The 24,177-nt window shown below is 73.2% G+C and carries 26 protein-coding genes; 21 read left to right on the forward strand and 5 right to left on the reverse strand.

All coding sequences use genetic code 11. The annotated features are described in order from the left end of the window. The first annotated feature begins 27 nt into the window (after positions 1-27). Positions 28-582, forward strand: coding sequence for an orotate phosphoribosyltransferase (gene pyrE / locus ABD899_RS03770; RefSeq protein WP_345202456.1), 555 nt, complete (start codon positions 28-30; stop codon positions 580-582). 30 nt (positions 583-612) lie between these two features. Here the strand turns inward: pyrE and ABD899_RS03775 are convergent, their stop codons facing one another. Next, positions 613-2,058, reverse strand: a complete 1,446-nt coding sequence (locus tag ABD899_RS03775) for an alanine/glycine:cation symporter family protein (protein WP_345202459.1) — start codon at positions 2,056-2,058, stop codon at positions 613-615. Next, positions 2,058-2,489 carry a universal stress protein gene (locus ABD899_RS03780; RefSeq protein ID WP_345202461.1) on the reverse strand — a complete coding sequence of 144 codons (432 nt, stop codon included), beginning with the start codon at positions 2,487-2,489 and terminating at the stop codon, positions 2,058-2,060. Before ABD899_RS03780 ends, ABD899_RS03775 begins: the two co-directional genes overlap by 1 nt. Before the next feature lie 120 nt (positions 2,490-2,609). Here ABD899_RS03780 and ABD899_RS03785 point away from each other — a divergent pair, with 120 nt between their 5' ends. From ABD899_RS03785 to ABD899_RS03805, 5 genes are all read left to right on the forward strand, one after another. Beyond that, a complete protein-coding gene (locus ABD899_RS03785) occupies positions 2,610-3,350 on the forward strand; it encodes a LemA family protein (RefSeq protein WP_345202464.1) in 741 nt (246 codons plus the stop codon). Between the two features lie 139 nt (positions 3,351-3,489). Further along, positions 3,490-4,359, forward strand: a complete 870-nt coding sequence (locus ABD899_RS03790) for an ABC transporter ATP-binding protein (RefSeq protein WP_345202466.1) — start codon at positions 3,490-3,492, stop codon at positions 4,357-4,359. After that, on the forward strand, positions 4,356-5,159 hold the full coding sequence (locus tag ABD899_RS03795; protein WP_345202469.1) for an ABC transporter permease: 804 nt from the start codon (positions 4,356-4,358) through the stop codon (positions 5,157-5,159). Before ABD899_RS03790 ends, ABD899_RS03795 begins: the two co-directional genes overlap by 4 nt. Before the next feature lie 48 nt (positions 5,160-5,207). Next, positions 5,208-6,425: a sensor histidine kinase gene (locus tag ABD899_RS03800; protein ID WP_345202471.1), complete on the forward strand. Its 1,218-nt coding sequence runs from the start codon at positions 5,208-5,210 to the stop codon at positions 6,423-6,425. Beyond that, positions 6,422-7,054 carry a response regulator gene (locus ABD899_RS03805; protein ID WP_345202473.1) on the forward strand — a complete coding sequence of 211 codons (633 nt, stop codon included), beginning with the start codon at positions 6,422-6,424 and terminating at the stop codon, positions 7,052-7,054. The genes ABD899_RS03800 and ABD899_RS03805 overlap by 4 nt, the downstream gene beginning before the upstream one ends. A 34-nt stretch (positions 7,055-7,088) precedes the next feature. Here ABD899_RS03805 and ABD899_RS03810 read toward each other — a convergent pair whose 3' ends face one another. Next, complete coding sequence (locus ABD899_RS03810) at positions 7,089-7,763, reverse strand: DedA family protein (protein ID WP_345202712.1); 675 nt, start codon at positions 7,761-7,763, stop codon at positions 7,089-7,091. A gap of 81 nt (positions 7,764-7,844) precedes the next feature. On the opposite strand from ABD899_RS03810, the gene ABD899_RS03815 reads away from it, so the two are divergent. Further along, positions 7,845-8,486 (forward strand): TrmH family RNA methyltransferase, encoded by a 642-nt coding sequence (locus ABD899_RS03815; protein WP_345202475.1) that lies wholly within the window; start codon positions 7,845-7,847, stop codon positions 8,484-8,486. A gap of 59 nt (positions 8,487-8,545) precedes the next feature. Here the strand turns inward: ABD899_RS03815 and ABD899_RS03820 are convergent, their stop codons facing one another. Then, positions 8,546-9,853: an acyltransferase family protein gene (locus ABD899_RS03820; protein WP_345202477.1), complete on the reverse strand. Its 1,308-nt coding sequence runs from the start codon at positions 9,851-9,853 to the stop codon at positions 8,546-8,548. 70 nt (positions 9,854-9,923) lie between these two features. On the opposite strand from ABD899_RS03820, the gene ABD899_RS03825 reads away from it, so the two are divergent. The 12 genes from ABD899_RS03825 to ABD899_RS03880 all read left to right on the forward strand — a co-directional run bounded on the left by ABD899_RS03825 (position 9,924) and on the right by ABD899_RS03880 (position 19,559). After that, complete coding sequence (locus tag ABD899_RS03825; RefSeq protein ID WP_345202479.1) at positions 9,924-10,784, forward strand: GNAT family N-acetyltransferase; 861 nt, start codon at positions 9,924-9,926, stop codon at positions 10,782-10,784. 102 nt (positions 10,785-10,886) lie between these two features. Further along, complete coding sequence (gene fbaA / locus ABD899_RS03830; RefSeq protein WP_345202481.1) at positions 10,887-11,918, forward strand: class II fructose-bisphosphate aldolase; 1,032 nt, start codon at positions 10,887-10,889, stop codon at positions 11,916-11,918. Between the two features lie 124 nt (positions 11,919-12,042). Continuing rightward, entirely contained in the window at positions 12,043-12,447 is a 405-nt protein-coding gene (locus tag ABD899_RS03835) for a DUF3151 domain-containing protein (protein ID WP_345202484.1), read from the forward strand. A 306-nt stretch (positions 12,448-12,753) separates the two neighbouring features. Further along, complete coding sequence (locus ABD899_RS03840; RefSeq protein ID WP_345202487.1) at positions 12,754-13,536, forward strand: DUF6879 family protein; 783 nt, start codon at positions 12,754-12,756, stop codon at positions 13,534-13,536. Positions 13,537-13,773: 237 nt separating this feature from the next. Beyond that, positions 13,774-15,075, forward strand: coding sequence for an adenylosuccinate synthase (locus ABD899_RS03845; RefSeq protein ID WP_345202489.1), 1,302 nt, complete (start codon positions 13,774-13,776; stop codon positions 15,073-15,075). 147 nt (positions 15,076-15,222) lie between these two features. Beyond that, entirely contained in the window at positions 15,223-15,552 is a 330-nt protein-coding gene (locus ABD899_RS03850; protein ID WP_345202492.1) for a PadR family transcriptional regulator, read from the forward strand. A 2-nt stretch (positions 15,553-15,554) separates the two neighbouring features. Next, a complete protein-coding gene (locus tag ABD899_RS03855; protein WP_345202494.1) occupies positions 15,555-15,920 on the forward strand; it encodes a DUF1048 domain-containing protein in 366 nt (121 codons plus the stop codon). After that, entirely contained in the window at positions 15,917-16,735 is an 819-nt protein-coding gene (locus ABD899_RS03860; RefSeq protein ID WP_345202497.1) for an ABC transporter ATP-binding protein, read from the forward strand. Before ABD899_RS03855 ends, ABD899_RS03860 begins: the two co-directional genes overlap by 4 nt. After that, positions 16,732-17,496 (forward strand): ABC transporter permease, encoded by a 765-nt coding sequence (locus ABD899_RS03865; RefSeq protein ID WP_345202501.1) that lies wholly within the window; start codon positions 16,732-16,734, stop codon positions 17,494-17,496. Before ABD899_RS03860 ends, ABD899_RS03865 begins: the two co-directional genes overlap by 4 nt. Positions 17,497-17,568: 72 nt before the next feature. Continuing rightward, the gene (locus tag ABD899_RS03870; RefSeq protein ID WP_345202504.1) at positions 17,569-18,528 is read left to right on the forward strand and encodes an ABC transporter ATP-binding protein; all 960 of its coding nucleotides are present in this window, start codon (positions 17,569-17,571) and stop codon (positions 18,526-18,528) included. Continuing rightward, positions 18,525-19,142 (forward strand): hypothetical protein, encoded by a 618-nt coding sequence (locus tag ABD899_RS03875; protein ID WP_345202506.1) that lies wholly within the window; start codon positions 18,525-18,527, stop codon positions 19,140-19,142. Before ABD899_RS03870 ends, ABD899_RS03875 begins: the two co-directional genes overlap by 4 nt. Positions 19,143-19,166: 24 nt before the next feature. Continuing rightward, positions 19,167-19,559, forward strand: coding sequence for a hypothetical protein (locus ABD899_RS03880; RefSeq protein ID WP_345202509.1), 393 nt, complete (start codon positions 19,167-19,169; stop codon positions 19,557-19,559). A gap of 10 nt (positions 19,560-19,569) precedes the next feature. On the opposite strand, the gene ABD899_RS03885 is transcribed toward ABD899_RS03880, so the two are convergent. Further along, positions 19,570-21,777: a HelD family protein gene (locus tag ABD899_RS03885; protein ID WP_345202512.1), complete on the reverse strand. Its 2,208-nt coding sequence runs from the start codon at positions 21,775-21,777 to the stop codon at positions 19,570-19,572. A gap of 128 nt (positions 21,778-21,905) precedes the next feature. Here ABD899_RS03885 and purD point away from each other — a divergent pair, with 128 nt between their 5' ends. Then, positions 21,906-23,186: a phosphoribosylamine--glycine ligase gene (gene purD / locus ABD899_RS03890; protein ID WP_345202514.1), complete on the forward strand. Its 1,281-nt coding sequence runs from the start codon at positions 21,906-21,908 to the stop codon at positions 23,184-23,186. A gap of 81 nt (positions 23,187-23,267) precedes the next feature. Further along, positions 23,268-24,161: a phosphoribosylaminoimidazolesuccinocarboxamide synthase gene (locus tag ABD899_RS03895; protein ID WP_345202517.1), complete on the forward strand. Its 894-nt coding sequence runs from the start codon at positions 23,268-23,270 to the stop codon at positions 24,159-24,161. Positions 24,162-24,177 lie beyond the last annotated feature (16 nt).

Raw genomic sequence — 24,177 nt, forward strand, 5'->3', positions numbered from 1 at the left:
GCCCGGCGCACGGCATACGGTGGACCCGTGACCGACATCGCCGCCGACCGGGCCCGGCTCCTCGAGATCGTCCGCGACAAGGCGATCGTCCACGGCAGGGTCACCCTGTCCTCGGGGCGCGAGGCCGACTACTACGTCGACCTGCGCCGCATCACGCTCGACGGTGAGGCGGCCCCGCTCGTCGGCCGGGTCATGCTCGACCTGACCCGCGACCTCGAGTTCGACGCCGTCGGCGGGCTGACCCTCGGCGCCGACCCGGTCGCGACCGCGATGCTCCACGCGAGTGCTGCGCAGGGCGGGCGGCTCGACGCGTTCGTCGTGCGCAAGGCCGGCAAGGCGCACGGGCTGCAGCAGCGCATCGAGGGGCCGTCGGTCGCCGGGCGCCGCGTGCTCGTCGTCGAGGACACCTCGACGACCGGCTCCTCCCCGCTCGAGGCGGCCCGCGCGGCGCAGGAGGCCGGGGCCAGCGTCGTCGCCGTGGCGACCATCGCCGACCGCGCCACCGGCGCGGCGGAGCGCTTCGCGGATGCCGGGTTCGAGTACCGCTCCGTGTTCGGGCTCGAGGAGCTGGGGCTCGCCTGACACCGTCGCCACGGCGAGCCCCGGCCCGTCTCAGCGGTGCGCCACCTGCTTGACCTCGCCGCTCTCGACCCGCTCGTAGTAGCCGAGGACCGTCGAGCGGATCACCTTGGCCAGCAGGTACAGGCCGATGATGTTCCAGATGCCCATGAGGAAGATCATCGAGTCGGAGAAGTTGATGACCGGCCCGAGGGCGGCAGCCGACCCGATGACGGTGAAGACGAGGAACAGCCCCTTGAACACGTTCTCGGCGAGGACGCTGTCGCCGAAGAGGTAGCCGGTCGCCTTCATCCCGTAGTACGACCAGCTGATCATCGTCGAGAAGGCGAAGAGCACGACGGCCACGGCGAGCACGACGGGGAACCACGGGAGCACCGTCTCGAACGAGCGCGACGTCAGGTCGACGCCCCCGAGCTCGGAGGCGTCGGGGTCGTTCCAGGTGCCGGTGATGACGATCGTGAGGGCGGTCATCGTGCAGATGACGACGGTGTCGATGAACGGCTCGAGCATCGCGACGAAGCCCTCGGTGGCGGGCTCCTTCGTCTTGACGGCCGAGTGCGCGACCGAGGCCGAGCCGAGACCCGCCTCGTTCGAGAACGCCGCGCGCTGGAAGCCGACGATGAGGGCACCGATGGCGCCACCCGCGACGCCCTCGGGGCTGAACGCGCCGGTGAGGATGTCGCCGAACGCACCGGGCACCGACCCGAGGTTGGCCAGGATGACGATGACGCAGGCCGACAGGTAGAGCACGGCCATGAAGGGCACGACCTTCTCGGTGACCCTCGCGATGCTCTTGATGCCGCCGATGATGACCGCGCCCGCGACGGCCGCGAAGACGAGCCCGATGATCCACGGCCGGTCGGCGAAGAAGCTGTCCTCGCCACCGGTGACGGCGACGATCTGGGCGGTCGCCTGGTTGGACTGGAACATGTTGCCGCCGCCGAGCGCACCCCCGACCATGCAGATGGCGAAGAGCACCGCGAGGACCTTGCCGAGCCCGGCCCTGCCCTGCTCGGCGAGGCCGTCGCGCAGGTAGTACATCGGTCCGCCGGACACCGAGCCGTCGGCGTGCTCCCGGCGGTACTTCACCCCGAGGGTGCACTCGGCCATCTTGGTCGCCATGCCGAGCAGGCCCGCGACGATCATCCAGAAGGTCGCCCCCGGGCCGCCGAGGGAGATGGCCACGGCGACGCCCGCGATGTTGCCGAGGCCGACCGTGCCGGAGACCGCTGTGGCCAGGGCCTGGAAGTGCGACACCTCGCCGGCGTCGTCGGGGTCGGAGTAGCGGCCGCGCACGAGGTCGAGCGACAGCTTCGGGCCGCGCACCTGCATGAACCCGAGCCAGACCGTGAAGAACGCCCCCGCGACGACGAGCCAGGCGACGATGAGTGGCACCTCGGTGCCGAAGATGGGAACGGCGTAGAAGACCTTCGAGGTGATCCAGTCGGAGGCCGCGGTGAACCAGTCGACGACGTCCATCAGGGCACCACCGTCACCGGGACGTCGGCGTGCTGGGCGAGCCGGTTCGCGACGCTGCCGAACACGGCCTCGCGCAGACCGGAGTCACCCGTGCGGCCGACGATGACGTGCACGGCCCCCACCTCGGCGCAGATGTCGAGCACGGTGTCCGACGGCTTGCCGTGGCGGACGACCTCGGTGTGCGGCACTCCACCCCGCTCGGCGATCTCGGCCATCGGCGCCAGCACCTGCTCGGTGGCCGCCTTGATCTCCCGTTGCTTCTCGCGGTGCCGGTGCTCGTTCTCCGACGGTGTCTGGAAGGAGAACGGCGACCAGGGGATGACGTGGACGAGGACGATCTTCCAGTGGTTCCGCTGAGCGCGGTCGACCGCGAACTCCACCGCACGGGTGGAGGCTGCGCTGTTGTCGACGCCGACGACGATGGTGTCCATGGGGGCCTCGATCTGTCGGGGAGCGTGCTGATGGGCACAGCACCCTAGTGGCGAAGTGACCTGGACCACACTCGAAGAGACCCTAGGATTCGACAACGCCTGCGTCCCCGAGGAGGTCGCGTGACCACCACCGTCATCGTCGTCGTCATCGTCGTGCTGCTCGTCGCCGTCGTCGGCTGGGCCGTCGCGACGTACAACGGGCTCATCAAGCTGCGCAACCTCGTTCAGGAGGCGTGGCGGCAGATCGACGTCGAGCTGACCCGTCGGCACGACCTCATCGGCAACCTCGTCGAGACCGTCAAGGGGTATGCCGCGCACGAGCGGGGCACCCTCGAGGACGTCGTCAGGGCACGCTCGGCGGCGATGGCCCCCGGGCAGTCACCCGCCCAGCAGGCCGAGAGCGAGAACATGCTCAGCCAGGCCCTCGGCCGGCTCCTCGCGATCGTCGAGGCGTACCCCGACCTGAAGGCCAACGAGAACTTCCTGGCGCTGCAGGGCGAGCTCACCTCGACCGAGGACCGCATCGCCTCGGCCCGCCGCTACCACAACGCGACGGTCCGCCACCTCAACACCAAGGTCGAGACGGTGCCGAGCAACATCGTGGCCGGGCTCTTCTCCATCTCGCGGGCCGAGTACTTCGAGGCCGTCGGGGAGCAGCGCGAGGCCCCGCGGGTCGACTTCGGCCAGCGCGACGCCGTCATCCCGCCGCCGAGCGGGTATGCCGCTGGGGCGCCCGCTGCCCGCTCGGCGCCGCCGGCATCCACCGCGCCGCCGGCATCCACGGCGCCGCCGGCATCCACGGCGTCCCCCGAGGGCACGGGCGGCACCCCGCCGCCACCCCCCGCGCCGCCGGCCGCCTGAGCGCGCCACCAGCCGGTCGGATGCCGGGTGCCGGCCCGGGCGCGGACACCGCCACGAGCGGCGGGTCCACCGCCCGGTGGACGCAGCGTCCACCGCGCGGACGTCCCGCGGGGTGCAGCCCACGGGCCACGCTGGACGCATGGACGCGATCACGATCAGGGGCCTGACGAAGGCCTACGGACCCCGGCCCGCCGTCGACGGACTCGACCTCGACATCCGCACCGGGGAGGTGTTCGCCCTCCTCGGGCCCAACGGCGCCGGCAAGACGACGACCGTCGAGATCGCCGAGGGGTTCCGGCACCGGGACGCCGGCGAGGTGCGGGTGCTCGGCACCGACCCGCAGGGGGCAGGGCTCGCCTGGCGCAACCGGATCGGCATCGTCCTCCAGTCGTCCGGAGGGCTGGACCTGCTCACCCCCCGGGAGGTGCTGGCGAGCACCGCGAAGGTCTTCACCCGCCCGCGCCCGGTCGAGGAGGTGCTCGCTGAGGTCGGGCTCGACGACCGCGCGGACACCCGCGTCGTGGGGCTGAGCGGCGGTCAGCGCCGGCGCCTCGACGTGGCGCTCGGCATCATCGGCCGCCCCGAGCTGCTCTTCCTCGACGAGCCGACGACCGGATTCGACCCGCAGGCGCGTCGCGACTTCTGGGAGCTCATCCGCACGCTCGCGGCGCAGGGCACGACGATCCTGCTCACGACCCACTACCTCGACGAGGCCGAGGCCCTGGCCGACCGGGTCGGCGTCATCGCCGCCGGTCGGCTGCTCGCCCTCGACACCCCGGACGCGCTCGGTGGCCGCAGCGCGCAGGAGGCCACGCTCGCATGGGAGGAGGACGGCATCCGGCGCAGCCTGCGCACGGCCTCGCCGACCGCCGACATCTCGCGGCTGTCCGCGAGGTTCGCCGGGGGCGAGGTCCCCGGCCTCACGGTGAGCCGGCCCTCGCTCGAGGACACCTACCTCGGGCTCATCGCCCCCCACCTCGTCGACGACCGCTCGGAGGTCCCCGCATGACTGCCGTCGCCCTCGGCCTCGACCGCACCGCCCTCGAGCTGCGGATGTACTCGCGGGAGAAGGAGGCCGTCTTCTTCTCGTTCCTCTTCCCGATCCTGCTCCTCGCCCTGTTCTCCGTCATCTTCTCCGGCCAGTTCGAGGAGTCCGCGGCCCGGGGCGGCATGACCGCCGGGCAGTTCTTCCTGCCGGGCATGCTCTCGGCCGGCGTGCTGCTCACGAGCTTCCAGACGATGGCGCTGTCGGTCGCGACCGAGCGCGACGACGGCTCGCTGAAGCGGCTGCGCGCCACGCCGATGCCGTCGGTCGCGTACTTCCTCGGCAAGGTCGGCCTCGTGGGCGTGACGTCGGTGCTCCAGACGGTGCTCCTGCTCCTCGTGGCTCGGTTCGCGTTCGGGGTCGACCTGCCGACCGACCCCGAGCGGTGGGTGGTGTTCGTCGTCGTCTTCGTGCTCGGCGTGTTCTCGGGCACCGTGCTCGGCATCGCCTACTCGTCGCTCGCGACGGCCCGGTCGATCGGTGCCGTCGTCATCGGGCCGATGATCGTCCTGCAGTTCATCTCGGGCGTCTACATCGCCTTCGACCAGATCCCGGGGTGGCTGCAGCAGGTCGCGGCGCTGTTCCCGCTCAAGTGGATCGCCCAGGGCATGCGCTCGGTGTTCTACCCGGCGGAGATGGCCGCGGCGGAGATGGCCGGCTCGTGGGAGACCGGTCGCACCGTGGCCGTCCTGCTCGCGTGGGGGATCGGCGGGCTCGTCCTGTGCGTCACGACGTTCCGCTGGTTCAAGCGTGGCACGACCTGAGCCGTGGAACCCGCGACCTCCGGCCCGGGACCCGCGATGATGTCCGGCGTGACCCACGACCCGTCGCCGCCCGGGGGCTCCTCGCAGGAGGAGTTCTCCGCGATGTGGCGACGCCAGCAGCCGTTCTGGCACGCGGTGTACGCGGTCGTCTGGCTCGCCGCGGTCGTCGTCACCCTCGTCGACGAACCGGGACGCTCGGGCCGCGCGCCGTCGCTCGTGCTCCTCGGCGTCATGGCCCTGGCGTACGCCGTGCTCGGCCGGCGGGCGATGACCCACGCCGACCTGCGGTGGGCCGTCGCGTACCACCTCGTGTCGTGGTCGGCGCTGCTCGTCGTGCAGTGGCTCGACCCGGGAACGCAGTCGTGGCTGCTCTTCTTCGCGCTCTTCCCGCAGCTGTGGGCGATGCTCCCCTCGCGCTGGGCGGCCGTGGCGACGGTCGTCGTCGTGGGGGCGTTCTCGTTCGTGCGGTGGGCCACCCTCGAGTTCGCCGCCGACAGCCTGAGCGACATCGTCATCTCGGGCACGATCTCGATGGGCCTCTCGCTTGCGCTCGGCCTCTTCATCAACCGGATCGTCGGCGAGGCGGAGAGCCGGGCCGAGACCATCGACGAGCTGCGCGCGGCCCAGCGCAGGCTCGCCGCCGCCGAGCGCGACCGCGGCATCCACGAGGAGCGCGAGCGGCTCTCGCGCGAGATCCACGACACCCTCGCCCAAGGGTTCACCTCGGTCGTCGCCCTGTCCCGGGCGGCCGAGGCCGCGCTCGCCCGGGGTGACGTCAGCGCGGCCCGGGACCGCCTCGCGCTCATCGAGCGCACGGCATCCGACAACCTCGACGAGGCCCGGCTCATCGTCGCCGAGCTGACGCCGGGGCACCTGCAGTCGCGCACCCTCGGCCAGGCGCTCGAACGCCTCGGCGAGGCGGTGAGCAGCGAGAACGGGCTGCGCGCCGACGTGCGGGTCGCCGGCGAGCCGGCGCCGCTGGGCGGCTCGGCCGAGGTCGTCATCCTGCGCACCGCCCAGGAGGCGCTGTCGAACGTGCGGCGTCACGCCGGGGCGGGTCGCGCCGACCTCACACTGACCTACGAGGACCCCGAGCGGGTCGTCCTCGAGGTGCGTGACGACGGCTGCGGGTTCGACCCCACGGCCGAGCGCACCGGTTTCGGGCTCGACGGGGTCCTCGCCCGCGCGGCGGAGGTCGGCGGATCGGTGCGCGTGACGAGCGAGCCCGGGGCCGGGACGACCCTGCGCCTGGAGGTACCGCGGTGATCCGCCTGCTCGTCGTCGACGACCACCCGGTCGTGCGCGCGGGGATGGTCGCGGTGCTCGGGGAGGAGGGCGACTTCGAGGTCGTCGGCGAGGCCGCGAACGGCGCCGAGGCGCTCGCGCTCGTGCCCCGGCTCGGCCCGGACGTCGTGCTCATGGACCTGCGGATGCCGGTCATGGACGGCGCGGAGGCGACCGCCCGCATCGTCGCGCAGCCCGGTGCGCCGCACGTGCTCGTCCTCACGACGTACGACACGGACGCCGACATCGTGCGGGCCGTCGAGGCGGGCGCGCGCGGCTACCTGCTCAAGGACGCCCCGACGGCGGTGCTCGCCGACGCGATCCGCCGGGCCGCGCGCGGTGAGACGGTGCTCGCGCCGCCGGTGGCGGCCCGGCTCGCGGACCGGCTGCGGGCCCCGGCCCGTCCCGAGCTCACCGCGCGCGAGCTCGAGGTGCTGCGGCTCGTCGCGACGGGCCGGTCGAACGCCGACATCGGGCGCGAGCTGTTCATCGGCGAGGCGACGGTCAAGACCCACCTCATCCGCGCCTTCGCCAAGCTCGGGGTGACCGACCGCACGGCGGCGGTGACCGCGGCCTACGGCCTGGGGCTCATCGACCTGCCGCGCCCCTGACCGGCACGCACCGCGGGGGCGGGGCGTGGGGAGGTCAGAGGGTGCCGTCGCGCAGGTCGTCGACGACCTCGTCGATCTCCTCGATGGCGGTCTTCGTCGCCGAGCGGTGCTTGACGAACTCGTAGACCATCGGCAGCACCGAGACGGCGACGATGAGCAGGATCGCCGCCTCGAGGTTGTCGTGGACGACGTCGATGCCGCCCAGGAAGTAGCCGAGCAGGGTGATGCCGGTGGCCCACAGCACCGCGCCGACGCCGCTCCACACGAAGAAGTGCCGGCGGTCCATCCGGCTCACCCCGGCGACGACCGTGATGAACGTGCGCACGATCGGCACGAACCGGCCGATGACGAGGGCCTTGGCGCCGTGCTTCTCGAAGAACTCGTGGGTCTGGTCGAAGTACTTCTTCTTGATGAAGCGCCCGTCGCGCTCGTAGAGCGGCGCCCCGATCGCCCGGCCGATCTCGTAGCCGGTGACGTTGCCGAGGAACGCCGCCGCGCTGAGGATGACGCACGCCACGACGATGTTGACGTCGATGTCGCCACGGGCGATGAACAGGCCGACCGAGAAGAGCAGCGAGTCACCCGGCAGGATCGGGAACAGCAGTCCGCACTCGATGAACACGATGGCCACGCTGACCCAGAAGAACTGCTCCCCGAAGTTGTCGAGGAGCCACTGGGGGTCCATCCAGTCGGGGCCGAGGGAGGGCATCACGGGGTCAAGGGTATGCCGGGCGGCGCGGGCTCCCGACCAGCGTCACCGGCGCGGGGGCCGTGGGCTTACCCTCGGCGCGTGGACGAGCGGCCGGAGCAGGTGGGGGTCGGGCCGTGGCAGGGGCCCTGGCCGCCCGGTGACGAGTACGATCCGGACCTGCTGCGCGAGGGCGACCGCCGCAACGTCGTCGACCGCTACCGCTACTGGCGCATGGATGCCGTCGTCGCCGACCTCGACGCACGTCGCCACCCGTTCCACGTCGCCATCGAGAACTGGGCCCACGACCTCAACATCGGCTCGGTCGTGCGCACGGCGAACGCGTTCAACGCGGCCGCGTTCCACGTCGTCGGGCGCCGGCGCTGGAACCGGCGGGGAGCGATGGTCACCGACCGCTACCAGCACGAGCACCACCACCCGAGCGTCGCCGACCTCCTCGCGTGGGCGGGGTCGGCGGGAACGGGTGGCGCCGGCATCCCCCTCGTCGGCATCGACAACGTGCCCGGGTCGGTGCCGCTCGAGACGTACGACCTGCCACGTGAGTGCGTGCTCGCCTTCGGCCAGGAGGGACCCGGCCTGACACCGCAGCTGCAGGAGGCGTGCGACGTCGTGCTCCACGTCGAGCAGTTCGGGTCGACCCGGTCGATCAACGCCGGCGCGGCCGCGGCGATCGCGATGCACGCCTGGGTGCGCCGGCACGTGTTCGGCCAGCGCCCCCACTGATGGCACGTCACCCACGCCCGCGGGGCCGCTTCCGGTCCACACGCGTGGGGGAGGTGCCATCAGTCGGGGGAGGGGGTGGTGGTGGCGGAGCGGTGGACCCGGAGGAGGGACACGGCCGCCACGGTGAGCACCGGCCACCACCAGTGGACGCCGTCGGCCGCGACGATGCCCTGCCCGGCCATGAAGCCCAGCCCGCCGCACGCGAGCACCGTGACGAGCACCGGCATCCACGTCGGCGGGGCGGGGGAGTCGTCGCGCCGGGGTGTCTCGAACCTCCCGAGCCCGGCGACGAACCCGAGCGTGACGGCCGCGAGCACCGCCCACCACACGACCCGGGTCGCCCACCACAGCGGCGTCATCGGCTCGACGCCGAGGCCCGGCCCGCCGAGCAGGAGCGAGACCCCGATGACGAGCACCATCGCGGTGAGGTGCCACAGGTACAGGGTCATGATGCGGGTGTTGAGCAGCACGGTCACGGTCCAGGCACGGGGGCGGCGCATCCACCGGGCGAGCAGCGGTTCGAGCGCGAGCACGAGGCCGGCCTGCAGCATCCCGAGGAAGAGCATCGTCACCCGGGTCGGGTACGAGTTGTTGACCGCGGCTCCGTCGAGGCCGACCATCGACACCGGGTACGGCCCGGCCCACACGAGCCCCACGACCCCCACGGCACCGACGGCCGCGAGGAGCAGCCGCCGCCCGGTGCCGGCGAGCCGCCCGTCGAGCCAGGCGTAGCCGAGCTGCGACACCGTGGCCCACACGACGACGTAGTTGGCGAACCCGACGACGAGGGTGTCGGCGCCGATGCTCACGAGGTCGACGAGGCACCCGAGCGCGGCCCCGGCGACGACCGACGCCCAGCCGAACCGCTCCCACAGCCACAGGGTGGCGGGGGCGAGCGCACACACGACGACGTAGGCGGCGAGGAACCACGTCGGCACGAGCGCGACCTGGGATGCCGTGCGCAGCGTCACGGCCGGCACGCCCGCCGCCGACGCGATGGTCGTCGCGAGCAGCCAGGCGAGGAGCAGCGGCACGACGGGGACCAGGAGGCGACGCAGGCGCGACCGCAACCACGCCGCGTACGGGAGGTTCCGGACCCGCGCCGAGCGCCACGACAGGCCGTTGGCGAAGCCGCCGACGAGGAAGAACACGGGCATGACCTGGAAGACCCAGGTGAGTGGGTGGGTCCACGACGCGAGGGCGAGCAGGTGGCCGATGACGAGCTCGCCGTCGCGCACCGTCACGGCGGCCATGAGCCAGTGCCCGAGCACGACGACGACGATCGCGGCGGCGCGCAGCAGGTCGACGACCCGGTTGCGGGTGGCCGGCGTGGACGCGGCGAGCTCGCGGACGGTGGACAGGTCCATGGCGACAGCGTGCCGCGTCGGCGGCCGGTCGCGCCTGAGTACCGCGCACCAGTGCAGGACGGTCCGCCCGATGGAGGCTGGCACCCCCGACCTGCCGGCGGCACGCGGACGGATGCAGTGGAATGGGGTCATGACCCCGGACGAGCTGCTCGCGTTGTTCCACTCCGAGGTGCGCCTGGCCGACCGCGATGCCGCCCCGGGCTTCGTCGTCGAGCGGGACGGCCCGGTCCACCGCAGCTACCCACCCGACCCCGCCGCGCTCGGCGCGATGGTCGAGTGCCCGGAAGGGCTCGGCGACGACCCCGACCGATGGGTCGCCCGCCAGGCCGAGTTCTTCGCGGGGCGCGGTCAGCGGGTCGAGTGGAAGACGTACGGCTACGACGAGCCGGCGGACCTGCCCGTGCGGCTCGAGCGCTTCGGCTTCGTGGCCGAGGACCCCGAGATGGTGCTGCTCGGCCGGTGCGCCGACCTGGTCCACGACGTCCCACTCCCCGGCGAGGTGCGCCTCCACGAGCCGAGAGGGGACGAGGACTGGCACCGGGTGCGCGAGCTGCTCACGCAGGTCTGGGGCGCGAGCGGGGTGCACATCGGTGACAGCCTGCGGTCCGAGCAACAGACTCGCCCCGACCTCATGACGACGACCGTCGTCGAGGAGGTCGCGACCGGCGCGGCCGTGTCGTATGCCGTGCTGCGCCTCACCGAGGGAACGCCCTTCTGCGGGTTGTGGGGTGGCTCGACCCTGCCGAGCTGGCGCCGGCGGGGCCTCTACCGCGCGCTCGTCAGCCACCGGGCCCGAACCGCGATCGAGCGCGGTCACCCCTACGCCCGCGTCGACACCTCGCCGGACTCGCGGCCCATCCTCGTCCGGCTCGGCCTGCACCCGGTCGCGGACACGCGCCCCTACGTCCTCGACCCGACGGGCCAGGGCTAGTCGGGGTGACTACTGCCGGGTACGGACATCACGGTGTGGGCCGCGGCCATCCGTGGAAGGATCGCGGTGTACCGGCACCCACAACCTCACGAGGAGATCGCCGTGCCCATCGCAACCCCCGAGGTCTACGCGGACATGCTCGACCGAGCCAAGAACGGCTCGTTCGCGTACCCCGCCATCAACATCACGTCGAGCCAGACGGTGACCGCGGCCATCCGCGGCTTCGCGGAGGCCGGGTCCGACGGCATCATCCAGGTCTCCACGGGCGGTGCGGAGTACGCCTCCGGGTCGACGGTCAAGAACATGGTCACCGGGTCCCTCGCCCTCGCGGCGTACGCCGAGGAGGTCGCTAAGCACTACCCGGTCAACATCGCCCTGCACACCGACCACTGCCCCAAGGACAAGCTCGACGGCTTCGTCCGCCCGCTCATCGCGGCGTCGACCGAGCGGGTCAAGGCCGGCGGCCTGCCGATCTTCCAGAGCCACATGTGGGACGGCTCCGCCGTGCCGCTCGAGGAGAACCTCCAGATCGCCCAGGAGCTCCTCGCCCTCGCGGCGGCGGCGCACATCATCCTCGAGGTCGAGATCGGCGTCGTCGGTGGCGAGGAGGACGGGGTCGCCAACGAGATCAACGAGCAGCTGTACACGACGCCCGAGGACGCCCTGAAGACCGTCGAGGCGCTCGGCCTCGGCGAGAAGGGCCGCTACATGGCCGCCCTGACCTTCGGCAACGTGCACGGTGTCTACAAGCCGGGCAACGTCAAGCTGCGGCCCGAGATCCTCAAGGAGTGCCAGGACGCGATCGTCTCCGCCCACGGCGACGCCGCCGGTGCCAAGCCGCTCGACCTCGTCTTCCACGGTGGCTCCGGCTCGCTGCCCGAAGAGATCGCCGCGGCCGTCGACTACGGCGTCGTCAAGATGAACGTCGACACCGACACCCAGTACGCCTTCACCCGCCCGGTCGCCGACTGGATGCTCAAGAACTACACCGGCGTCCTCAAGGTCGACGGCGAGGTCGGGAACAAGAAGCAGTACGACCCGCGCGCGTGGGGCAAGGAGGCCGAGGGCGGCATGGCGGCGCGCGTCGTCGAGGCCTGCGAGAACCTGCGCTCGGCGGGCACCCACCAGGGCTGAGCCACCCGTCGACCCACCGGTCGAGAGTAGAGAACACGCCGTGCGAGGTTCGCCTCGCGCGGCGTGTTCTCTACTCTCGACGGGGACGACCGTCCCGCCGGACCACCACCTGAGAGGCACGCCCGTGAGCTCGGACCTGCTCGGCATCCCCCCGACGCACCTGCCCGACGACCCGGCATCCCCGCTGCTCGAGAGCGGGAGGGCCGCCGACTCCGTCGCCGCCGCCCACCCCACCTCGTCGCTCGCCTGGGCCGTGCTCGCGGAGGACGCGCTCGCCGACGACCGGCCGGTCGAGGCGTACGCGTACGCCCGCACCGGCTACCACCGGGGCCTCGATGCGCTCCGGCGCAACGGGTGGCGCGGCCAGGGCCCGGTACCGTGGGAGCACGAGCCGAACCGTGGCTTCCTGCGCGCCCTGGCGGCCCTGTCGCGGGCCGCGGGCGCCATCGGCGAGGAGGAGGAACGGCACCGCTGTGCCGAGTTCCTGCGCGCCTCGAGCGCGACCGGGGCCCGCGAGCTGGGCCTCTGACCCGAGGGGCCGCGAGCTGGGTCTTAGAGCCCGAGGGGCCCTCGAGCTGGGTCCGACGCGACCGGCCCGTCGGGCGAGGAGAGGGCGGGACGAAGGGCCCGGGCGCAGCCGCCTGGACCCTTCGCCGACAGCCCGGTCGTGACCGCCGTGTGGCGCTGCGCTTCCCTCTCGCCAAGAAGCGCCCGCCGGCGACCCGGCACCGGGGCTGTGCCCGTCCATCGTGCCTCCGCCGACCGCACCCGGTGCGACACTAGGGTGCCACTGGCAGCGATCGGCCACCCGCACCCCGGGCAGGAGGTGGGCCGCATGGACGACCCGTCGACGTACGACGGCGGGGTGCTCCTCGTGCTCGAGGAGCAGCTGCGACGTGAGCTGGGCCGCATCGAGGAGCGGCGCCGCGACCTCGAGGCCTCGCGCGAGCTGCTGTCGCGGGTCACGAGCCTGGCCCTCGGCGCGCACGAGCCGATCACCGAGCCCATCTCGGACGCCATCGCGCCGTCGGTCGTCAACCGGCTGCTCACCGAGACGACGGGCCTGCTGCGCAACTTCGTGCTCACCGTCTCCGAGGGTCCGGCCCTCGACGAGAGCACGATGCGCGCCAACGAGGAGCGGATCCGGCGCGGTGAGCGCCAGCGAGCCGTCTACCCCGCGAGCGCGCTGTCCTCCCCGCAGGGCCAGCGGTGGCTGGCGGGGTGGTCGGAGGTGGGGGAGGACCAGCGCGTCCTGCCGACGACCGAGACCGAGTTCGCCGTCTTCGGCGAGGCCGCCGTCGTCGCGCTCGCCGCTTGGCACGACGCGTCGGAAGGGTACGTCGTCATCCGTGACCCGCTCGTCGTGCGGCTCTACACGGCCTACTTCGACCTCGCGTGGAAGCACGCCGTGCCGGCGCCGGTCGTGGGCGGGCGCGACGGCAGCGGCGACCCCAGGCTCGTCGAGCTGCTCGAGCTCGGGCTCAAGGACGAGGCCATCGCCCGCCACCTCGGGGTCAGCCTGCGCACGGTGCGGCGCCGGGTGGCCCACCTCATGGCCGTCAACGGCGTCGACACCCGCTTCCAGCTCGGGTGGGCCCTGGCCCGGCGCCGGCGCTGAGCGTGGCCCCTCGCGGGCGCTGAGCTGGGCGCGTCGCCGGCGCTGAGCGGGGCCCCTCGTGGGCGCTGAGCTGGGCGCGTCGCCGGCGCCGAGCTGGGCGCGTCGCCGGCGCCGAGCGCACCGGAAGGCGCACGGCATCCCGCGCTATGGTGGGGTGTACGAGGCCCCGGCGTACCCGCGAGGGGCCTTCGGCGCGTCGGGGCACCTGGCCCCGGCGCACGTGCGGAAGGAGCCGGGATGCCGGCGATCGTGCTGGTCGGGGCCCAGTGGGGCGACGAGGGCAAGGGCAAGGCGACCGACCTCATGGGCGGTGACGTCGACTACGTCGTCAAGTTCAACGGGGGCAACAACGCGGGCCACACCGTCGTCATCGAGGGTGAGGACGGCACCCGCGAGAAGTACGCGCTGCACCTGCTGCCGTCCGGCATCCTGACGCCCACCGTGACCCCGGTCATCGGCAACGGCGTCGTCGTCGACCTCGAGGTGCTCTTCGAGGAGCTCGACGGGCTGCAGGCCCGGGGGGTCGACACCTCGCGCCTCGTCGTGTCCGCGAACGCGCACGTCATCGCGCCCTACAACCGCACCCTCGACAAGGTCACCGAGCGCTTCCTCGGCGCCCGCCGGATCGGCACGACCGGGCGCGGCATCGGCCCCACGTACGCCGACAAGATGAACCGGGTCGGCATACGCATCCAGGATCTCTTCGACGAGGGCATCCTGCGGCAGAAGGTCGAGGCCGCACTCGCGCTCAAGAACCAGGTGCTCGTCAAGATCTACAACACCCGTGCGGCAGAGGCGGACCGGGTCGTCGACGAGCTGCTCGGGTACGCGGAGCGGCTGCGCCCGATGGTCGCCGACACCTCACTCGTGCTGGAGCAGGCGCTGGATGCCGGGGCGAACGTCCTCCTCGAGGCGGGCCAGGCGACCCTGCTCGACGTCGACCACGGCACCTACCCGTTCGTGACGTCGTCGTCCGCGACGGCCGGTGGCGCCTGCACCGGGTCCGGGATCCCGCCGACCCGGGTGTCGCGGGTCATCGCCATCCTCAAGGCGTACACGACGCGTGTCGGCGAGGGCCCGTTCCCCACCGAGCTGTTCGACGACGACGGCGAGACGCTGCGTTCGGTCGGCGCCGAGTACGGCACGACGACGGGGCGCCCGCGCCGTTGTGGCTGGATGGACACCGTCATCGGGCGCTACGCGAACCGGGTCAACGGGGTCACCGACTTCGTCATCACCAAGCTCGACGTGCTCACCGGGTTCGAGAAGGTGCCCGTGTGCGTGGCCTACGAGGTCGACGGCGTCCGGCACGACGAGATGCCGGTCAACCAGACCGACTTCCACCACGCGAGGCCGGTCTACGAGCAGCTCGACGGCTGGTCGGAGGACATCTCCGGGTGCCGCACCTTCGACGAGCTGCCCGCCGCGGCGCAGTCCTACGTGCTGCGCGTCGAGGAGCTCATCGGGGCACGCGTCTCGGCGATCGGCGTCGGCCCGGGCCGCCACGAGATCATCCAGCGCCACCCCCTCCTCGACTGACGCGCGTCCCGGGGATGCCGGGGCGCGGCTCGCCCGGGCCTCTTGCGGTTCCGCTATTCAGCGTTACTATGTACCAGTAGTCAGTGTCGCTGAGTAGCCGGCGGCCTGAGGAGCAGGATCGGTGAGCAGCCGGACGGAGGTGCGGCCATGGGCAGGCAGGCGACGGAGATGCTCAAGGGCATCCTCGAGGGCATCGTGCTCGCGCTCCTGTCCGGCCGGTCGGCCTACGGCTACGAGATCACCGCCTGGCTGCGGGACAGGGGCTTCGCCGAGATCGCCGAGGGCACCGTCTACGCCCTCCTCATCAGGATCGAGCACCGCGGCCTCGTCGACGTCGAGAAGGTGCCGTCGGAGAAGGGGCCACCGCGCAAGGTGTACTCCCTCAACGACCGCGGCCGGGCGCACCTCGACGAGTTCTGGGAGACGTGGAGCTTCCTGTCGGGACGGATCGACGAGCTCCGCGAGGAAGGCAGGTAGCAATGCTCATCAGGTGGATCGAGCAGAAGCGGCACTACCGCCGGTACAAGGCGCGGATCGAGAAGCTGCCCCCGAGCTACCGCACCGCGGTCGCCGGGATGGAGCGCTACACCTACCACCTCGGCGGCATCGGCGACGCCACGAGCATCCTCACGCTCCTCGACGACCTCGCCGACCTCTTCGAGCGAGCCGCCGCCGATGGCACGCCCGTGCGGGACGTCGTCGGGTCCGACCCCGTCGAGTTCGCGGAGGCGTTCCTCCTCAACTACCCCGCCGGCAGCTGGATCACCCGCGAGCGGGACCGGCTGGCCCGCACCATCGAGCAGGCCGAGCGCGAGGCCGCCGGAGACGGCGAGGTCCCGCGATGACGGCCCCCACCGCCCCCGCACCGGCCATCCGGGTGCGCGGCATCGAGAAGTCCTTCGGCGACCTCGCCGTGCTCCGCGGCGTCGACTTCGACGTGCACCGCGGCAGCGTCGTCGCCCTCCTCGGGTCGAACGGCGCGGGCAAGACGACCCTCGTGCGCATCCTCGCGACGTTGCTGCGCGCCGACGCCGGCACGGCCACGGTCGCCGGCGTCGACGTCGCCGAGCGGCCGGCCACGGTGCGCGAGGCGTTCAGCCTCACCGGGCAGTTCGCGGCCGTCGACGACGTGCTCACCGGGCGGGAGAACCTCGTCCTCGTCGCGCGGCTGCGCCACCTCCCGGATGCCGCGGGCGTCGCCGGCGCGCTGCTGGCCCGGTTCGGGCTCACCGAGGCCGGCGACCGGCGGGTCGCGACGTACTCGGGCGGGATGCGCCGACGGCTCGACATCGCGATGAGCCTCATCGGTGATCCCCCCGTCGTCCTCCTCGACGAGCCGACCACGGGCCTGGACCCCCAGGGCCGCCTCGAGGTGTGGAGCTGCGTCACCGAGCTCACCGGTCGCGGCACGACCGTCCTGCTCACGACGCAGGACCTCGCCGAGGCCGAGCAGCTCGCCGATCGCATCGTCATCCTCCACGAGGGGCGGATCATCGCGAACGGCACCCTCGCCGAGCTCAAGCGCCTGCTGCCCCCGGCGCGGGTCGAGTACGTCGAGAAGCAGCCGACCCTCGAGGAGGTCTTCCTCGCCGTCGTCGGCGACGGGCACCGCACGCCCACCTCCCCGGCATCCGAGACGACCACGCGGGAGCAGCCATGAGCCTCAGCCACGTCGTCGGCGACACCGCCGTCCTCACCGGCAGGTCGCTGCGGCACGTCCTGCGCAGCCCCGACACGATCATCACGACGACCGTCATGCCGGTCATGTTCATGCTGCTCTTCGTCTACGTCCTCGGGGGGGCGATCCGCACGAGCACCGGCGCGTACGTCGACTACCTGCTCCCCGGCATCCTCCTCATCACCGTCGCGTCGAGCGTCTCCTACACGGCCTACCGGCTCTTCCTCGACCTTCAGGGTGGGCTCTTCGAGCGCTTCCGCTCACTGCCGATCGCCCGCTCGGCGGTGCTGTGGGCCCACGTGCTGACCTCCCTCGTGGCCACGACGGTCTCCGTCGTCGTCGTCGTGGGCGTGGCGCTCGTCATGGGGTTCCGCTCGGGCGCCGGTCCGCTCGCCTGGCTCGGGGTCGCCGGCATCCTCGCGCTCTTCACGCTCGCGCTCACCTGGCTGGCCGTCGTCGCCGGGCTGTCGGCGTCGAGCGTCGACGGCGCGAGCGCGTTCTCGTACCCGCTCATCCTCCTGCCGTTCGTCAGCTCGGCGTTCGTGGCCACCGCGACGATGCCCGGGCCGGTGCGGGCCTTCGCGGAGCACCAGCCGGTGACGCCGATCGTCGACGCCATCCGTGCCCTGTACACGCAGCAGCCGGTGGGTGCCGACCTCTGGGTCGCCCTCGCCTGGTGCCTCGGCATCCTCGCCGTCGCGAACCTCGCCGCCGTGGCGGTCCACCGCCGGCGGTTCGGGTGACCGACCGGATCTGCACGGAACCTTCACAGGTCCCCCCCACGGCGGGTGGCCGACCGGCCCTAGCGTCGGGCCATGATCAGCGTTCGAGGACTGACCAAGACGTACGGTGACGTGACGGCCGTCGACGACCTGACCTTCGAGGTGGCGGCGGGCAAGGTCACCGGCTTCCTCGGCCCGAACGGGGCCGGCAAGTCGACGACGCTGCGCATGGTGCTCGGCCTGGACCGGCCCACCGCCGGGAGCGCGACCGTCAACGGGCGGCGCTGCGCAGGGCTCGCGGCTCCCCTGCGGGAGGTGGGTGCCCTGCTCGACGCCGACGCCGTGCACCCCGCACGTTCCGGTCGGGCGCACCTGCGGATCGCGGCGCACACCAACGGCATCCCGCTGTCGCGCGTCGACGAGGTCCTCGAGCAGGTCGGCCTGGCCGCGGCGGCCCGGCGCAGGATCAGCGGCTACTCCCTGGGGATGCGGCAGCGCCTCGGGATCGCAGCGGCGCTGCTCGGTGACCCGCCCGTGCTCGTCTTCGACGAGCCGGTCAACGGCCTCGACCTCGACGGGGTGCGCTGGATCCGCGCCCTGTTCAGGGGGTTCGCGGACGAGGGTCGCACGGTGTTCGTGTCGAGCCACCTCCTGAGCGAGGTGCAGCTCGTCGCGGACCGGGTCGTCGTCATCGGGCGGGGCCGGCTCATCGCGGACGCGGCGGTCGACGAGGTGCTGGGCGGGCTCGACGAGGTGAGGGTCCGGGTGCGCACCCCGGCCTCCGCCACGCTCCGCCGCGCGCTCGCGGGGCGCGCCGAGGTGACGGTGCCCGCCCCGGGGGAGCTCGAGGTGACCGGGGTCGCGTCTGCCGACATCGGCGACCTGGCCCACGACATCGGTGTCCCGCTGCACCACCTCGCCGAGGTCGAGCAGTCGCTCGAGCAGGCCTACCTCTCGCTGACCGACGGGGCGGGGGACCACCGCGACCGGGCGCCGGGGTCGCTCGACCCCGTCGGGCCCGAGCGGGCCGCTGCGTCGGGGTCGGCCCGGTGAGTGCCGTCGCGCTCTCCACGCGCACCGGCCGGGCCGAGTGGTCGCGCATCTGGAGCGTGCGGTCGAGCAGGGTGCTCGTCCTCGTCACGGCCACCGCCGACCACACCACCGGCGCCATCGTGCCGACCCTGCAGTGGACGCCGCGCCGTGGCGTGCTGCTCGCCGCCAGGGCATTCGTCATCACCGCGACGGCGACGCTCGTCGGCCTGCTCCTCGTCACGGCGGCCTGTGTCGTGGTCTGGGCCCTGGTGCCGGAGGTCGGCCTGCCCGTGGCGCAGGGGCGCGACCTCCTCGCCGGGCTCAGCGCGGTCTACGGGTCCTGTGCCCTGCTCGGGGTCGGGCTCGGGCTGGCCCTGCGCAGCACCGCCGGCGGGCTCGTCACCGTCCTCGCGCTCGTGCTCGTGCTGCCCCCGCTGCTCGCGCAGCTGCCCTACGACTGGTCGGCCACCCTCACCGCGATCCTGCCCGGCTCGAGCGTCCTCCACCTCGTCTTCGGCGAGGGACCGAGGGAGGGCCTGTCGCCGGCGTCGTCGCGGCTCGTGCTCGCGGCGTGGGCCGCCGGGGCCCTCCTCGTCGGCGGTGCACGCCTCGTTCGCTCCGATGCCACCCGATGACCGACCCCGCAGGAGGGACCACCCATGAACGCATCCACCCGCTACTGGCTCGCCGTCGTGCTCGCCGTCGGCACCGTCCTGCTCCTCGTCCTGGGAGCGGGCGCGCTCGGTGTCATCGGTGCCGGGGGGCCCGCGGACCGGGTCTTCCTCGCCGTGCCCGTCGTGCTCGTCGTCGGCTCGCTCCTCGCCCGCTTCCGTCCGCGGGGGATGGCGGTGGCCCTCCTCGCGACTGCGGCGACGCAGGTCCTGGCTCCCGTCGTGGCCTTCGCCGCGGGCCTCGAGGGCACCGCGGGCGCCTCCGTCGTCGACGTCGTGGGGCTGACCGCGATGCTCTCGGGGCTGTTCGTCCTGGCGGCGTGGCTCTTCCGGCGAGCCGACGAGGCGACCGAGCCGGACGGGGTGAGGAGGGCCGCCTGACGCCGTCGGCTCAGGCCGGGCGCAGCACGTGCATCCGGTGGGCGGCGCGGGTGAGCACGACGTAGAGCACCCGAACCCCGCCGGGCGACTCCTCGGCGATCGCGTCGGGGTCGACGACGACGGTGGCGTCCCACTCCAGGCCCTTCGTCGACAGCGGGTCGATGACCTGGACCCGCCCGTCGCCTGCGCCGTCGAGCCCGGCGAGCCGGTCCTGCCAGCGCCGGGGGGTGATGACGGCGAGCGACCCCTCGACCTCGCCGAGCAGCTGCTCCACGGCATCCGCCGCGGCCGTGGCCAGCGAGCCCGTCACGGCGCGCGTGACCGGGTCGACTCCCGTCTCGCGCACGGCATCCGGGATGTCGGCGTCGGGGACGAGGGGAAGGATGACGTCGCGCGCGAGGTCGAAGATCTCGCGGGCGTTGCGGTAGTTCGTGTCCATGTGGAAGGCCCGGCGCTCCTGCCCGGCGAACGCCTCGTCGCGGGCGCGGCGCGCCTCGGCGAGGTCGGACCACGAGGCCTGAGCGGCATCCCCGACGACGGTCCACGACGCGGTGCGACCCCGGCGAGCGAGCATCCGCCACTGCATCGGCGAGAGGTCCTGGGCCTCGTCGACGAGCACGTGCGCGTACCCCGACGCGCGGTCGATGCGACCCATCATGAGCCGGTCGCGGGCGTCGGCCGGTGTGACGATGCCGACCTGCGGGTCGTCGACGACGCGACGGTCGCCGGCCCGCACGTCCTGCACGCCGTAGGCCGAGAGGTCGTCGAGCTCCTCGATGTCGTAGAAGCCGACGTCCTCGCGCTCGGCGACCTGCACCGGCCCGAGCCGGGCGACGAGCTCGTCGACGAGTGCGGCGTCGGCGACCGACCACGACCCGGCCTCGAGCGCCTCGCGGTACGACCCCGCGAGGGCCGCCCCCTCCTCCTGGTCGAGCACACCCCGCGAGACGGCGTACACGTGGTCGGTGTCGGCGAGGCCGAGGAGCAGCTCGCGCGGGTCGAGCTGGCGCCACCACGTCGCCATGAACTCGTCGACGGCGCGGGAACCCTCGAACGCGTCGAGGAACACCTCGCGGTCGCCCTGGCGCACCGAGCGCCAGGCCGCCTCCGCGAGTGCCGCGCGCGCGGCATCCGCGCCGAGGTTGTGCTGGTGGTTGCGCAGCACGTCCGAGCGGACCCGTCGCAGCACGTGCTCGTCGAGGCGCACGGCGTGCCCGGCGACGAAGGCCCGGAACGCATGCTGCGCACCGGCCGGCGGGCGTGCGGTGAGGCGGCCGAGCAGCCGGCGGATGCGCAGCGACCCCTTGATCGCGGCGACCTCGGGGGTGTCGAGACGAGTGGCCGTCATGCCGTCGACGAGGTCGCCGACCGCGCGCAGCGCCACCGACTCCTCGCCGAGGCTGGGCAGCACCCGCTCGATGTAGGCCGTGTACGCGGACGACGGGCCGACGACGAGGATGCCGCCGTTCTCGAACCGGCGCCGCTCGGAGTACAGCAGGTAGGCCGCGCGGTGCAGGGCGACGACGGTCTTGCCGGTGCCCGGGCCACCGCTGATCTCGGTGACTCCCCGCGAGGCAGCGCGGATCGCCTCGTCCTGGTGACGCTGGATCGTCGCGACGATGTCGCGCATCTGGCGGCCCCGGCTCCGGGTCAGGGCGGCGATGAGGGCGCCGTCGCCCAGCACGACGATGTCGTCGGGCGCCTCGGGCACCATGAGGTCGTCCTCGGCACCGATGACGGTGGCTCCCCGGCAGCGCAGCACCCGGCGGCGCACGACCCCCATCGGGTCGACCGGCGTCGCGCGGTAGAAGGCGGAGGCGGCGGGGGCCCGCCAGTCGACGACGAGCGGCTCGTAGTCGTCGTCGCGCACCCCGAGACGGCCGATGTAGCGCACCTCGCGCTCGGCCGCCGTGGAGCGCTCCTCGCCGAGGTCGAGCCGGCCGAAGACGAGGCCCTCGTACTGCTTCTCGATCATCGACCGGCGCCGGGCCGCCGCGAAGACGAGCGCGTCGCGCTCGAACAGGCCGGTCATCTCCTCGTCGCGCACGTCGCCGGCGCGTGAGGTGCGCCCCCGCGCCATCCCGTCGGCCTCGACGTCCGACGCCCGCCGGCTCGCCTTCTCGAGCTCCGCGTAGACCCGGTCGACGTGGGCCTGCTCGAGGGCGATCTCGCCCGCGACGTCGGGCGAGGTGTCTGGCACCGGGTGGGGGGCGGTCACGAGGCGGGGTCTCCTGGCTGGACGGGTCGTGCGCGTGGCTGGCCACGGAACTCATCAGTCTAATCCCGTCGGCGGGCGAGGCCGGACGCGCGCCCCCGCACCGCACCCCGCACCCTAGATTGGGGCCCGTGAAGGTACTCGTCGTCGGGTCCGGGGCCCGCGAGCACGCCATCGTCCGTTCCCTGCGCCTCGACCCCTCGGTCGACGAGGTCGTCGCGGCGCCGGGCAACCCGGGCATCGCCGAGCTGGCGCGGTGCGAGCCGCTGCTTGGCGGCGTCGCCGACGCCGACGGGGTCGTCGCCGTGGCGACCGGGCTCGGTGCCGACCTCGTCGTCATCGGGCCCGAGGCGCCGCTCGTGGCCGGCGTCGCGGATGCCGTGCGCGCGGCCGGCATCGCGTGCTTCGGGCCGTCGGCACAGGCCGCCCGGCTCGAGGGCAGCAAGGCGTTCGCGAAGGACGTCATGTCGGCGGCCGAGGTGCCGACCGGGCTCGCCCACGTGTGCACGAGCGTCGAGGCGGTCGAGGAGGCCCTCGACGCCCTCGGGGCCCCGCACGTCGTCAAGGACGACGGGCTCGCAGCCGGCAAGGGGGTCGTCGTCACCGACGACCGTGCCGAGGCGCTCGAGCACGCCCGGGCCTGCCTCGCCAAACCCCACGGAGCCGTCGTCGTCGAGGAGTACCTCTCCGGGCCGGAGGTCTCGGTGTTCTGCCTGTGCGACGGCACGACGGTCGTGCCGCTCAGCCCGGCCCAGGACTTCAAGCGCGTCGGGGACGGCGACGCCGGGCCCAACACCGGCGGGATGGGCGCCTACAGCCCCCTCGACTGGGCGCCCGAGGGCCTCGTCGACGAGGTCGTGAGCCGGGTGGCGCAGCCGGTCGTCGACGAGATGCGCCGTCGGGGCACGCCGTTCGCCGGGGTGCTCTACGTGGGCCTCGCCCTCACGCCGCGCGGGCCCCGGGTCATCGAGTTCAACGCCCGGTTCGGCGACCCCGAGACCCAGGTCGTCCTCGCGCGGCTCCGCACGCCGCTCGGCGGGCTGCTGCTCGCCGCCGCGACCGGTCGCCTCGAGGACCTCCCCGACCTGCGCTGGTCGACGGACCACGCCGTGACCGTCGTCGTCGCGGCCGAGAACTACCCCGGCCCCCCGCGCACCGGCGACCCGGTCACGGGGACCGAGGACGTCGTGGCCGCGCCCGACGCCTACGTCCTCCACGCCGGCACGGCCCGGGACGCCGACGGGCGGCTCGTCTCCGCCGGGGGGCGCGTGCTCTCCGTCGTCGCGAGCGGTGGGTCGCTGGCGCAGGCGCGCCGGCGGGCGTACGCCGTGGTGGCCGGCATCCGGCTGCCGGGCTCGCACCACCGCACGGACATCGCGCTGCGCGCGGAGCGGGGTGAGGTCACGGCCTGACCGGCGCCTGGCGCGGTGGGGGCGACCGCAGGGTGCACTGCGGCGACCGCCGGGCCTGTGCCGGCTGGAAGAATCGGCGCCATGCCCGATGCACCCCCCGACCTGCCCGGCTACGCCCACGTCTACTCGGGCAAGGTCCGTGACCTCTACGCGCCGATCGACCCCGCCACCGGCGGCCGGCGCCCCGACCGGCTGCTGCTCGTCGCGTCCGACCGCATCTCGGCCTTCGACTTCGTCCTCGACAGCCCGATCCCCGACAAGGGGGAGGTGCTGACCCGGCTGTCGCTGTGGTGGTTCGCCCAGCTCGAGGACCTCGTCCCGAACCACGTCGTGTCGACGGACGTCCCGGATGCCGTGCGCGGGCGGGCCGTGCTCGTCGAGCGCCTCGAGATGCTCCCCGTCGAGTGCGTCGCCCGCGCCTACCTCACCGGCGGTGGCCTGGGGGAGTACACCGCGACCGGTGCCGTGAGCGGCATCCGCCTGCCCGAGGGCCTCGTCGACGGCGACCGCCTGCCCGAGCCGATCTTCACCCCCTCGACGAAGGCGCCCGTCGGGGAGCACGACGAGCCGATCCCGTACGCCGCCGTCGAGGCCCAGCTCGGCGCGTCGCTCGCGGCCCGGGTGCGCGACCTCACCGTGGCGATCCTCCAGCGCGGCAACGCGATCGCGGCCGGTCGCGGCATCCTGCTCGCCGACACCAAGGTCGAGTTCGGTCTGCGCGGGGACGAGGTCGTGCTAGCCGACGAGGTGCTCACACCCGACTCCTCGCGCTTCTGGCCCGCGGACGAGTGGGAGCCGGGCCACCCGCAGCCGAGCTTCGACAAGCAGTTCGTGCGCGAGTGGCTCACCTCGCCCGCCTCGGGGTGGGCGAAGGGCTCGGGCGAGCCGCCGCCCGCTCTGCCCGAGGACGTCGTGGCCCAGACCCGGGCGAAGTACGTCGAGGCCTACGAGCGGCTCACCGGCGAGGCCTTCTGACCCTCGGGCCTGCGGG

The organism is Fodinibacter luteus (assembly GCF_039541575.1).
Lineage (GTDB): Bacteria > Actinomycetota > Actinomycetes > Actinomycetales > Dermatophilaceae > Fodinibacter > Fodinibacter luteus.